Origin of the sequence: Leucobacter chironomi DSM 19883 (assembly GCF_000421845.1) — a bacterium.
Taxonomy (GTDB): Bacteria; Actinomycetota; Actinomycetes; order Actinomycetales; family Microbacteriaceae; genus Leucobacter; species Leucobacter chironomi.
Genome location: NZ_ATXU01000001.1, coordinates 241208 through 252823, shown reverse-complemented (window position 1 = coordinate 252823; position 11616 = coordinate 241208). Strand labels below are relative to the sequence as shown.

The window sequence follows — 11616 nt, the reverse complement described above, 5'->3', positions numbered from 1 at the left end:
GGCCGGGGCTCGTGAGCCCGGGATTCATGAGGCCGGGGCTCGCGCGTCGGTGATTCACGGGGTCGGATCTCACGAGGCCGGGTCTCGCGCGGACCGGCGCTATCTCGATGCGGCCGCCACGGCCCCGCTCCGGCCGGAGGCGCGCGCGGCGATGATCGAGGTGCTCGACGCCGGGCCAGCCAACCCGTCGAGCGTGCATCAGGCCGGACACCGCGCGCAGCAGACGGTGGAGGCTGCGCGCGCCGCCATAGCCTCTGCGCTCGGGGCCCGGCCGGGGGAGCTCGTGCTCACCTCGGGCGGCACCGAGGCCAACAACCTCGCGATCCTCGGGCTGGCGCTCGCGGCCCCGCGCGGGCGCCACCTCGTCACCACGCCGATCGAGCACCCCTCCGTGCTCGAGAGCTGCCGCTTCCTCGAGCGTGTGCACGGCTTCGAGGTGAGCGTGGTGCCGGTGGACGAGCACGGCAGCGTCGACCCCGCCGCGGTCGGAGCGGTGCTGCGCGACGACACGACCCTGGTCTCGGTCGGGCTCGCGAACGCCGAGGTCGGCACCGTGCAGGCGCTGCCCGAGATCGCCGCCGAGGCTCGCGCTCGCGGAGCCCTCGTGCACACCGACGCGGTGCAGGCGGCGGCCTCGCTGCCGGTCTCGTTCGGCGGTGCCGGGCTCAGCGCGGCCGCCTGGCCCGGCGCCGGCATCGACGCCATGACGGTGGCCTCGCACAAGTTCGGCGGCCCCCAGGGGGCCGGTGCGCTGCTCGTGCGCGCGCAGCTGCGCATCGAGCCCCTGCTGCACGGCGGAGGGCAGGAGAGCGGCCGGCGCTCCGGCACCGAGAACGTCGCGGCGATCGCGGGCTTCGCGGCGGCCGTCACGGCTTCCGCGCGCGAGATCGGCACCCGCGCCCTCGCGCTCGCGCGCAGCCGGGACGAGCTGGTCGAACGCGTGCTCGCCGAGGTGCCGGGTGCACGGCTCACCGGGCATCCGACTGAGCGGCTGCCGGGTCACGCTTCCTTCGTCATGGCCTCGGCGAGCGGCGAATCGCTCTTGGTGGCGCTCGACGCGGCAGGCTTCGCGGTCTCGTCGGGGTCGGCCTGCGCCGCCGGGAAGGACGAACCGTCGCCGGCCCTGCTCGCGATGGGCATCGCCCCCGAGCTCGCGCAGACGGCCGTGCGGTTCACCCTCGCGAGCCCCCTCGACGGCGACGATGTCGAGCGCGTAGTGAGCGTGCTGCGATCGGAGATCCGCTCGCGCTGACCCGCGCAGCCCCCACGCAGCCACCCCCGTAGGCACCTGTGCAGCCACCTGCGCGCGCCCCGGCAGCCACCCGCGCGTACCCCGCGCCGGGCGCCGGGTGCTCATGCCGCCCTCGACTGCGGCTGCGTGAGGAAGCTCATCGAGGGCGGTGCGGCGGTGAGCCGCTCGACGATGCGCGCGAGTTCGTGCTGCGGATCGATGGCGAGTGCGTCGCGCAGCTGCTTCGCGGATACGGACTGGGATCCGCTCAGCCACCACAGCCAGGCGCTGAAAGCGAGCAGCGCCGGCCGCAGCTCATCGGGCGCCACCGACACGGCCTCGATGATCCGCCTGCGCAGCGGCGGCACGCGCTGGAACTCGGTGAACTCGGGCGAGAGGTCGGCGAGTAGACGGCGCAGCGACCAGCCCGGGACGCGGGACGGCGCAGGCCCGCCGTCGAGGTCGACCGGCACCGCCACGAACTGCCCCGGCCCGATGTCTTCGGCGAGTTCGACGGGGAAGAGCGGCCGTGTGAGCACGCCGAGGGCGAGCAGGAGCCACCGGTCGGGCAGTTGCGCGCAGCGGATCAGACGCGCCGTCATGGTGGGGGTGAGGGGTGCGCGGTCATCGAGCAGCGCCTCGGCCACCTGTGCGGTGGCGCGCATCCAGTCGTAAGCCTCCGGGGGAGCCGGGTGGGTGTGCTGTTCGGCCTCCACCGCGGCGAAATCACGCCGGATCGGCGCCGGTGCGCGCCCTGGGCCAGGGGAACCGCCTGCGGTGCGCCGGCGGAGGTGCGCGGCCTCGAGCGCGGGCAGCTCTGCGAGCGCGGCGAGCACCGCATCGCGGTGCTCGGGGTCGGCTTCGGGGATCGCCCCGAGTTCGCTGATATCTCTGGGGGCGGAGGCGCCCGGCTCCGCGTCGAGCGCGAGCGGGCTCTCGGCGATCTCGCTGAGGGGGCGCCCGCCGGTGGGCGCTGTCGGGTCGAGGAAACTGATCCAGCCGTCTGGCGCCTGGCAGCACAGCTCTCGCACGGAGATGCCGTCGCGTCGCAAGCGGCGCTCGATGCGCCGGGCAAGCGCCCGCCACGGCGGCCCATCGGCTTCGGCGAAAGTGCGGGTGCAGGTGATGGCGACGGCCGGCGAGGAGCGGAACTCGTCCCCGAGCCCGCGCAGTGTGGCGCTGATGAAGTCGAGCAGGGGCGCGACGTGCCGGGGCGCGTCGTCGGGCGGCAGGTCGAGGCGCATTGCCTGGCTCGTGCGGGAGCCGGAGAAGAACACGACGAAGATGCTGTCGGTGGCGGTGTAGCCGACGAGGCGCGGGAGGGCCGCGAGGAAGTCTGCGGTGCCGTGGCACTTCAGAACGCGGAGCGGGGCATCGGGAGCGGTTTCAAGAGTCATGGTCCGATCCTGCGCCGGGCGAGCGCACGTATCGGGGCTATCCACAGGCCAGCGGCCGATTCGAGTGGAATCCACCCGAATCGGCCGCCTGTGAGCGAAGTGCGGTGATCCGCCCGGCCCTGTGAAACCGGGGCCCAGCTACTCGACCAGCTTGCCCGCGACGGAATCGTCGGCGTCGGCGTAGGCCAGCTCGCGGAACGCCTCGGGCGCCTCGGGCAGCGGCTCGAACACCACGCCCTCCGACGGCGACCACACGAAGTTGCCGCGCAGCTCCTCGCTCTGCTCGGGGAAGTCGGAGCGGTTGTGGCAACCGCGCGTCTCGCGCCGCTCGAGCGCGCACTCCAGGGTGGCGCGCGCGGCGAGCATCGAACCGTAGAGATCGAAGGCGTGGGCGAGATCATCGAAACCGGCGATATCGGGGTGCGCGGTGACCTGGGCCACGCGCGCCTCCAGCGCATCGAGCTTCGCGAGACCGGCACGCAGCCCAGCCTCGGAGCGCACCACGCCGGCGTGCTCCGTCATCAGGTCGCGCAGCGCGCGCTGCAGGCGGCGCGGGCTCTCGGTGCCGCCGCCGGTGAGCAGCCCCTGCATCTCGGCGCGGGCCTCGGCGACGGCCGCCGGATCGCGCCTGATCTCGGTGAGCCCAGCGACGTAGCCCGCGGCGTCGGCGCCGGTGATCCGCCCGTAGACGAGCAGCTCGATGAGGGAGTTGCCGCCGAGGCGGTTGGCCCCGTGCAGCCCGCTCGACGCCTCGCCGATGGCGTAGAGCCCGTCGACCCCGGTGCCGTGGTCCTCCGGGCGCACCCACACCCCTCCCATCGAATAGTGGGCGGTCGGGGCGATCTCGATGGGGTCCTCGGTGATGTCGAGCATCTGCAGATCGATGAGCGTGCGGTAGACCCGCGGCAGCTTCGCGAGAATCTGCTCGCGGGGCAGGTGCGAGACGTCGAGGAAGACGCCGCCGTTCGTGGTGCCCCTGCCCTCGGTGATCTCGGTGTAGCTCGCGAGCGCCACGCGATCGCGGGTCGACAGCTCCATGCGCTCGGGATCGTACTTCTCCATGTAGCGCTCGCCGAGCGCGTTGCGCAGGATGCCGCCCTCGCCGCGCGCGGCCTCGGAGACGAGCGTGCCGGCCGCCTCGGCGGGCTCCAGGATGCCGGAGGGGTGGAACTGCACGAGCTCGGCGTCGCGGATGCGGGCCCCGGCGAGCGCCGCCAGGCGGAACGAGTCGCCCGTGTTCTCGTCTCGGCGCGAGGAGGTGTTGCGCCAGATGCGCGTGTGGCCGCCGGCGGCGAGGATCACCGCGTCGGCGTGGATCACGACGGGCGTGCCGTCGACGATGTCGAAGCCGTAGGCGCCGAAGACGCGGCCGTCGCTCACGAGCAGGCGGGTGATGTAGATGGTGTCGACGATCGGCACGCGCAGTTCGGCGGCGCGGCGCATGAGAGTGCGCTGGATCTCCAGGCCCGTGTAGTCGCCGGCGTAGCAGGTGCGGCGGTACTTGTGCGCGCCGAAGAAGCGCTGACTGATGCGGCCGTCGTCCTCGCGGGCGAAGGGCATGCCCCAGCACTCGAGCTCCTCGATGCCCTGGGCGGCGCCGCGGGCGACGACCTCGACGATGGCGGGGTCGGCGAGGAAGTAGGACTCGCGCAGCGTGTCCGCGGCGTGCTGCTGCCAGCTGTCCTCGGGGTCGACGGTGCCGAGGGCGGCGTTGATGCCGCCGGCGGCGAGGGTGGTGTGGGCGTCGTGAGCGCGGCGCTTGCCGACGGCGAGCACCTGCACGCCGCGCTCGGCGAGCTCGATGGAGGCGCGGAGGCCGGCGCCGCCCGTGCCGATGACGAGCACGGAGGTGGAGAGGAGCCGCTCGGTGGGGGCGGATCCGTGAGTGTCGGTGGTTGCTGCGATGGTGTTCATGCGGACCACGCTAGGCACCCGACGATGATTACTCCAATGAATAGATCGGATCATTATGATGCGAATAGGCTATGAATATGAATCTCGAACAGCTGCGCGGTTTCGCGGAGGTCGCCCGCACCGGTCACTTCACCCGGGCCGCCGAGCACCTCCACCTGGCCCAGCCCTCGCTCAGCCGGCAGATCGCCAGTCTGGAGGGCGAGCTCGGCGTCGAGCTGTTCCACCGGGTGCGCGGCAACGTGACGCTCACCGCGGCGGGGGAGCGCCTGCTGCCGTTCGCGCGGCGCATGCTCGCCGATGCCGAGACCGCGCGCGGCGAAATGGCCGAGCTCGCCGGTCTCAGCCGGGGGCGCATCCGGCTGGGAGCGACGCCCACACTCTGCACGAGCCTCGTGGCCGATGTGCTCGCCGAGTTCCGCGGGCGGCACCCGGGCATCGACATCGAGATCCTCGAACGAGGATCGCGCAGTCTCATCGCGGCGCTCATGGAAGGCGGGCTCGACCTCGCCCTCATCGTGACGAGCGTCTCGTCGGGCGCGGCGCGCGCCGTGCTCGAACGGGAGCCCATCCTGAGCGAGCGCCTGGTGGCCGTCTCCGCTGCGGAGGAGCCGGATCCTTTCGCCGGGGCCGCCGCCGTCGGGCTGGCCGAGCTCGCGCGCGTGCCCCAGGTGATGTTCCCCGAGAACTACGATCTGCGCGTCGCGATGGACGCCGCCCTGCGCAGCGCCGGGATCGCCCCGCTCGTGGCCGTCGAGGGCGCCGAGATGGACGCGGCGCTGAGCTTCGCCGAGCGTGGGATCGGCGTCGCGGTGGTGCCGGCGATGGTGGCGGCGGATCGGCCCAAGCTGCGCGTCACCCCGCTTGCGGGCGACGGCCTCACCCGAACGATCAGCGTGGCCCGCCGTTCGGACATGGCGCCCACCCACGCCGGCGCGGCGATGCAGGCCATCATCCGGGAGGTCGCCGACCGGCTGGCCGCGACCGAGCACGGTCTCGTCGCACGGGCGTGAGTGGCACGCCGGCTCGCGAGCGCTTGCGGCGTCGCGAGCGGGGCTGCCCCGCAGCTCCTGCCCCGTGTTGCCGCGGGCGGGCCGCGCTCAGGCCGTCGACCGGGCCGCGCTCAGGCCGTCAACTTCGCCGTGCTCAGCCCGTCGACCGCCCCGTGCTCAGCCCTCGCGTCGGGAGACCAGCTCGGCGATCGCGATCGGAGCGTACGGCGAGGTGCAGTTCGGGGGCGTCGGATAGTCCTTGAGCACCCCGAGGCGCTCGCCGATCGCGATGGCGCGGTCGCGGTGCTCCGGGTGGCAGACCCCGATCTGGGTGAGGCACCAGTTCATCGACCACTGCAGGCGCTCCGGCGCGTCCCGCATGCCCAGCTCGATCACGTCGAGCAGCATTCCGGCGTCAACGCCCTCCGGGTTCCTCGCGACGCGCTCCGAGGTGAGCTCCCAGCCGGCGCTCGCCACCACGGGGTCGTCGTCCATGAGCCAGATCAGACGCAGCTGTTCGGCGTGCGGGCTCTTCTTCACGATGTAGTTGACGAGCCAGCCATGCACCTTGGGGATGTATGCCTCTCGCAGCATGGAGTCGAGCTGGGCCTGTGTGAACGCGCGCGGCCGTGCCACGAGAGTGGCCACGAGCCGGGCCGGCGTGTAGCCGGTGGCCCACAGCTCCAGCGCGAGATCCTGGTTCTTCTTCAGCGGCTTCGCGACCTCACGCAACCGTGTGAGGTTGACCCCGTGGTCGTCGCCGTGACGTTCGTTGACCGCGCGGGCCTTCGGATCCTCGAGCGCTTCGAGCGCGGCGACGACCTCGGCGACCGTGCTGTCGATCGTGATCTCGGCGCTCACGCGCGCTGCCCCTCGACTTGGCGCAGATCCGCCTCGAGCGCGACCCAGCCGAGCATCGCGCACTTCACCCGCATCACGAACTTCGCGACGCCCTGCAGCGCGACCGCGTCGCCGAGCAGTTCCTCGTCGGGTTCGCCCTCGCCGCGCGCCTGGATCATCTCGCGGAACGCGGCGATCCGCAGCTGCGCCTCCTCGGTCGTCAGTTGTTCGTCGCGGACCAGCTGGGAGAGGATCGAGGCCGAGGCCATCGAGATCGAGCAGCCCTGCCCCTCCCACGCCAGCCGCTCGATGCGGCCGGTTGCGGGATCGACGGCGATCGCGAGGTCGATCTCGTCGCCGCAGCTCGGGTTGAACTCGTGGTGCGACGCGGTCAGGGCGCCGTCGGGCGCTTCGAGGGCGCCCTTGCCCACCGGGCGCTTCGAGTGATCGAGGATCAGCTCCTGGTACAGTCCGTCGAGCGCGCTCACGCCGACACCTCCACTCCGAAGTACCGCTGAGCGCCGCGGAGCGCGTCGAGGAAACGATCGATCTCGTCCTCGGTGGTGGTGAGGTGCACGCTCGCCCGCGTCGACGAGGCGATGCCGAAGGCGCGATGCAGCGGTTGCGCGCAGTGGTGGCCCACCCGCACCAGCACGCCCTGCTCGTCGAGGAACTGGCCCACGTCGTGCGCGTGCAGACCGTCGACCGACACCGCGGCGAGCGCCACGCGCTGCGCGGGGTCGGCAGGGCCGAGCAGCCGCACGCCCGGCGTCCCCTCGATGCCGGCGACCAGCCGCTCCACGAGTTCGTGCTCGCGAGCGGCAGCCCGCTCCATGCCGACGGTCGAGAGGAACTCGACCGCCGCGCCGAGGCCGACCGCCTGCGAGACGGGCTGGGTGCCCGGCTCGAAGCGCATGGGCGGCGGCATGAACTCGGCCGACTCCATGGTGACGCGGGTGATCGCGGAGCCGCCCGTGCGCGACGGCGCCAGCGCGGCCAGCATCTCGGGGCGGCCGTAGAGCACGCCGATGCCGTTGGGCCCGAGCATCTTGTGGCCCGAGAACGCGGCGAAGTCGACGCCGAGGGCGTCGAGGTCGACGGGGATGTGCGGCACCGACTGGCACGCGTCGAGCACGGTGATCGCGCCGACGCTGCGCGCGAGCTCGGCGAGTTCTGCAACGGGGGCGACGTAACCGGTGACGTTCGAGATGTGGGCGAAGGCGAAGACGCGGGTGCGCTCGGTCAGTGCCTCCCGCGCGTCGTCGACCGTCCAGGTGCCGTCTTCGCGCACCGGGATGTAGCGGAACGTGGCGCCCGTGCGGGTCGCGAGTCGCTGCCACGGGATGAGGTTGGCGTGGTGCTCGGCCTCGGTGACGAGGATCTCGTCACCCGGCCCCACCGCGAAGCGCTCGCTGCCGGGCACGCCGAGCGCCGGGTTCGCGCTCGCCTCGCCGATGCCGAGCGCCACGATGTTCAGGGCATCGGTGGCGTTCTCGGCCCACACGATCTGCTCGGGCGCCGCAGCCCCCACGAAGCGCGCGACCGCGGCGCGCGCGCCCTCGAAGGCCTCCGTCGCCGCCCCGACGGCTCCGCTCGTGCCGCGGTGGACGGCGGCGTTCGCGGTCTCGAGGAATCGCCGTTCGGCGTCGAGCACCTCGGCGGGCCGCTGCGAGGTCGCGGCGGCATCGAGGTAGGCCGGAGGCGTCGGGATCCCGGCCTGCAGCGCGAAGTAGGGGAAGGCCGCGCGCAGCTCGGCGACCTCCGCGGGGGTGAGAGCAGACATGATCTCCATTCTTCCACCCGGGCTGGCGCCCGTGGAACCTCCCAGTACAACACCCGCGCCCGGACGCCTATTCCGTCGCCGGGGTGCGGATCGCGGATCGTCGCGCGCAGTTCGCAGCCGAGCGCCCAGCCCGGACGAGCGCCCGGCTCGACGCCGCGCCCGGATAGAATCTCACCCGTGATGAGCACTGTCGTCTACGAGATCCTGCAGCTGTCTGGCATTCTCGCGTTCGCGATCTCGGGTGCGCTCGTGGGCGTGCGCCGCCGTCTCGACATCCTCGGCGTCGTGGTCGTGGGCTCGTTCACCGGAGTCGGCGGCGGCATCGTGCGCGACATGCTGCTCGGTGTGCATCCGCCCATCTCCTTCGTGCACTGGCCGAACCTCGCGGTCGCGCTCGTGGGCTCGCTCGCGGTCTTCTTCATCCACCCCGGGATCACGCGGATCCGCCACTTCGAGGTGGTGTTCGACGCCTTCGGCCTGGGGCTCTTCTCCGCGAACGGCGCCGCGACGGCGCTCGCCGCCGGGCAGACCCCGCTCACCGCGATCCTCGTGGGCACCATCACCGCGATCGGCGGCGGTGTGATCCGCGACGTGCTCGTCAACACGGTGCCGGGGGTGCTGACGCGCGAGCTCTACGCCGTGTCGGCGCTCGTGGGCGCCGGGCTCGCCGTCGCGATCATGGCGCTCGGCGGCAGCGCCGGCCTCGCATCGCTCGTGGGCGGCGCCGCGGCGATCGTGCTGCGTCTCACCTCGGTGGCCCGCGGCTGGCATCTGCCGAAGCCGCGCATCGGCCGGGATCCGGGAACCGCCGAGAGCTGAAGCGCTGGGGCCGAGCGCGCGCTCTGACCGGCTCGCGGCCGCATCCGGGCCGCATCCGGGCCGCATCCGGGCCGCAATGTTGTTTCGGGTCTCACCGTTGTCTCGGGCCAGTAGCGGCAATGCGATCCGCACCATCGGTGAAATCCGAAGAAACGGCTCGGGCAGCGCGCCCGGGCGGCGCCGGCATCCGAAGAAACGGCGCGGCAGCGCGCAGCCGCGGCTCAGTCGAGCTCGATCGGCCCCGTGCTGAGCCCGAGCTCTCGGCCCGCCGGGGTGAGCACCCAGTTGGCGACCCCCGCGAGCACCGCGAGCACCGCCGACACGAGCGGCAGCACGAGCGCCGCGCGCGTGCCCAGATCGGTCGAGACCACGCCGGTGACGGCCGCCGCGAGCGACTGGCCCACCATGAGCCCCGAGCCGAGCATCGTCATCACGGTCGCCGAGCGCCCCTCGGGGCTGCGCCGCGCGCCGAAGCTGTAGAGCGTCACGAGCAGCGGCCCGATCCCGATCCCCATCATCGCGAGGCTCAGCAGGATGCGCGGCAGATCGTCGGCGGTCTGCAGCAGCGCCGTGCCCGCGAGGATCATGAGGGCGAACACCAGCCAGCGCGCCCGCAGCGTGAAGCGCGGGGGCAGCAGTGCCACCCCGATCGCGAAGATCGCGGACCCGATGCCCATCACACCGTAGACGAGGCCGGCGCTCTCGGCGTCGCCGCGATCCTGCATGAACGAGGTGAGCGAGGTGAGCATCGAGCCGAAGAACAGCCCCACGGTGAAGATGCCGAAGACCGTGACGAGCAGCGCGGGGCGCCACAGCTCGGAGGCCGGGGCGAGGGTGGCGGCGCGCTCCTCGGCGCTCTTCGCGGGCGCGCTCGTGCGGTGCATCGCGAACGCGGTCACGAAGCAGAGGGTGAGGATCGCGGCGCCTGCGATCGGGGCCCACGCTCCGAGCGTGGTCGCGAGCGCGCCCACCGCGACGGGGCCGAACACGAAGATCACCTCGTCCGCGGCGGACTCGTAGGCGAGCACCGTCGAGAGCAGGCGCGGCCGCCGCTGCCGGGGCAGCTCGGTCGAGATGATCGTGACGAGACGCGATCGCGACATCGGGGAGATCTGGGGCACGGTGGCGCCCACCGCGAAGGAGGTGAGGAACAGCACCCAGGTGGGTGCCGGGCTGAACGCGACCCAGGCGAGCGCGCCCAGGAGCGCGCTGTTCACCGCGCCTGCGATGAGCAGCGTGGGGCGCTGTCCGAAGCGATCGGCCGCGGCGCCGATGAGCGGGCCGACGCAGGCGATGCCGAGGCCCACCATGGCCGAGTTGAGGCCGCCCAGTTCGACGGACCCCCGCGCCGAGACCACGAGGGTGAGCACACCGATCACCATCATCGCGAACGGCAGCCGGGCCACGAGTGCGATGGGGTAGTAGGCGGCCCCGGTGCGCGAGATCAGGGTGGGGGAGGGCTGCCCGGCGCCGCGCCGGTCGGTCTCATGCATAGCCGACCGAGTCTAGCAGCGTGCGCGGCTGGGCGGACCCCGGAGGCTGCAGGCGGCCCCCGGACACCGGAGGCCCGCGCCGGGATCCCGGATCAGCCGAGCTCGACGCCCTGCTGAGCGAGGAACGCCCGGAACGCGTCGCCGTCGCGGGGGTCGCCGGGGTAGGGCACGCCGTCGACCACGACCAGCGGGGTGCCGGTCACTTCGAGCCCGGACTCCTTCGCGCCGGGCACCGGGGTGCTGAACACCCAGTCGTTGAGGGCCTGCGCGAAGGGCACGAAGCGCTCCTCCTCGATGCAGGCGCGGGCGTCGCCGTTCAGCCCGCCGGCGGCGCGGTCGAGCTCCGCGATGAGCGCGGCGTTGTCATGTCCCTCGGTCCCCTCCTCGGGCTGGAAGCCCTGGTCGAGCAGCGCCTGATGCCCGGCCCAGGCCGCCTCGGGCTGCGCGTCGGCGAGGCACTCGATCGCGCCGGCCGCGCGCGACGAGTACGCGCTGTCGGCTGAGAGGCGGTCGAGGAAGGTGAGGGGGTGGATCTCGACGGCGGTGCCGCCCTGGAGCACCGCCTGTTCGAGCGTCTCGGCGTTCGCCTCCTCGAAGAACGCGCAGTAGGGGCAGCGGTAGTCGAGGTAGATGCGGATGTGGTGCTCTGCGCCGATGCCTGCCGCGTCGACCGGTGCGGGCACCGCATTGCCGCTCGGGGCGTCGGAGGCGAGCACGTCCACCGCGCCGTCGCGCTCGACGAACACGATGCCGCCCGTCGCGAGGTTCGCCGGCCACTCCACCGCCGACGCCGTCGCGTCCGAGCCGTCGGGCGCCTCAGCGGTCGGGGCGGCGACGGGGGCGTCGGCCCCGCCGCGCAGCTGCACCGTGGTGTACCAGACCATGAGCCCCGTGAAGAGCAGGGCGACGAGAGCGGCGGCGATCCAGATCATCGCCCGCTTCGACCCGCGCTCCACGGCCGAAGCCTGCGGCGCGGCGAACGGGTTGACGGGCGGTGAGGGGCGCTGGGGATCGCCGGGAGCCTGCGGATCGGGGTGCGTTTCGCTCATGCCCCACATTCTGGCAGTGCCGGCCGGGGAGTTCGCCGGGCGCCGAGTCCGTCGCCGAGCCGAATGCCGGGCCGGGCACTGAGCCGGGCGCCGCGGCGCCC

General features: G+C 72.9%; 10 protein-coding genes. 3 read left to right on the top strand and 7 right to left on the bottom strand.

All coding sequences use genetic code 11. The features are described from left to right. Nucleotides 1-49: 49 nt before the first annotated feature. The gene (locus H629_RS0101060; protein ID WP_276202534.1) at nt 50-1252 is read left to right on the top strand and encodes a cysteine desulfurase family protein; all 1203 of its coding nucleotides are present in this window, start codon (nt 50-52) and stop codon (nt 1250-1252) included. Nucleotides 1253-1353: 101 nt separating this feature from the next. On the opposite strand, the gene H629_RS0101055 is transcribed toward H629_RS0101060, so the two are convergent. Together H629_RS0101055 and H629_RS0101050 are read right to left on the bottom strand one after the other, a co-directional pair. Next, entirely contained in the window at nt 1354-2628 is a 1275-nt protein-coding gene (locus tag H629_RS0101055; RefSeq protein ID WP_024355506.1) for a DUF4192 family protein, read from the bottom strand. 138 nt (nt 2629-2766) lie between these two features. Then, a complete protein-coding gene (locus H629_RS0101050) occupies nt 2767-4542 on the bottom strand; it encodes an FAD-binding protein (protein ID WP_024355505.1) in 1776 nt (591 codons plus the stop codon). 77 nt (nt 4543-4619) lie between these two features. On the opposite strand from H629_RS0101050, the gene H629_RS0101045 reads away from it, so the two are divergent. Beyond that, entirely contained in the window at nt 4620-5552 is a 933-nt protein-coding gene (locus H629_RS0101045; protein WP_024355504.1) for a LysR family transcriptional regulator, read from the top strand. A 156-nt stretch (nt 5553-5708) separates the two neighbouring features. Here the strand turns inward: H629_RS0101045 and H629_RS0101040 are convergent, their stop codons facing one another. From H629_RS0101040 to H629_RS0101030, 3 genes are read right to left on the bottom strand one after another with little or no spacing between them, the layout of a single operon-like run. Beyond that, complete coding sequence (locus tag H629_RS0101040; RefSeq protein ID WP_024355503.1) at nt 5709-6392, bottom strand: DNA alkylation repair protein; 684 nt, start codon at nt 6390-6392, stop codon at nt 5709-5711. Continuing rightward, nucleotides 6389-6859 carry a Fe-S cluster assembly sulfur transfer protein SufU gene (gene sufU / locus H629_RS0101035; protein WP_024355502.1) on the bottom strand — a complete coding sequence of 157 codons (471 nt, stop codon included), beginning with the start codon at nt 6857-6859 and terminating at the stop codon, nt 6389-6391. Before sufU ends, H629_RS0101040 begins: the two co-directional genes overlap by 4 nt. Next, entirely contained in the window at nt 6856-8154 is a 1299-nt protein-coding gene (locus tag H629_RS0101030) for an aminotransferase class V-fold PLP-dependent enzyme (RefSeq protein ID WP_024355501.1), read from the bottom strand. The genes sufU and H629_RS0101030 overlap by 4 nt, the downstream gene beginning before the upstream one ends. A 180-nt stretch (nt 8155-8334) precedes the next feature. Here H629_RS0101030 and H629_RS0101025 point away from each other — a divergent pair, with 180 nt between their 5' ends. Then, nucleotides 8335-8973 carry a trimeric intracellular cation channel family protein gene (locus H629_RS0101025; protein WP_029746401.1) on the top strand — a complete coding sequence of 213 codons (639 nt, stop codon included), beginning with the start codon at nt 8335-8337 and terminating at the stop codon, nt 8971-8973. 221 nt (nt 8974-9194) lie between these two features. Here the strand turns inward: H629_RS0101025 and H629_RS0101020 are convergent, their stop codons facing one another. Together H629_RS0101020 and H629_RS14360 are read right to left on the bottom strand one after the other, a co-directional pair. Further along, nucleotides 9195-10466, bottom strand: a complete 1272-nt coding sequence (locus H629_RS0101020; RefSeq protein ID WP_024355499.1) for an MFS transporter — start codon at nt 10464-10466, stop codon at nt 9195-9197. A gap of 92 nt (nt 10467-10558) precedes the next feature. Further along, the gene (locus H629_RS14360) at nt 10559-11515 is read right to left on the bottom strand and encodes a DsbA family protein (protein ID WP_024355498.1); all 957 of its coding nucleotides are present in this window, start codon (nt 11513-11515) and stop codon (nt 10559-10561) included. Nucleotides 11516-11616: the final 101 nt, after the last annotated feature.

Bases quoted from the DNA above. Each gene is read 5' to 3' on its own strand.
- H629_RS0101025 (WP_029746401.1), top strand. From the start codon at position 8,335: ATGAGCACTGTCGTCTACGAGATCCTGCAGCTGTCTGGCATTCTCGCG.
- H629_RS0101020 (WP_024355499.1), bottom strand. From the start codon at position 10,466: ATGCATGAGACCGACCGGCGCGGCGCCGGGCAGCCCTCCCCCACCCTG.
- H629_RS0101055 (WP_024355506.1), bottom strand. From the start codon at position 2,628: ATGACTCTTGAAACCGCTCCCGATGCCCCGCTCCGCGTTCTGAAGTGC.
- H629_RS0101045 (WP_024355504.1), top strand. From the start codon at position 4,620: ATGAATCTCGAACAGCTGCGCGGTTTCGCGGAGGTCGCCCGCACCGGT.
- H629_RS0101030 (WP_024355501.1), bottom strand. From the start codon at position 8,154: ATGTCTGCTCTCACCCCCGCGGAGGTCGCCGAGCTGCGCGCGGCCTTC.
- H629_RS14360 (WP_024355498.1), bottom strand. From the start codon at position 11,515: ATGAGCGAAACGCACCCCGATCCGCAGGCTCCCGGCGATCCCCAGCGC.
- H629_RS0101050 (WP_024355505.1), bottom strand. From the start codon at position 4,542: ATGAACACCATCGCAGCAACCACCGACACTCACGGATCCGCCCCCACC.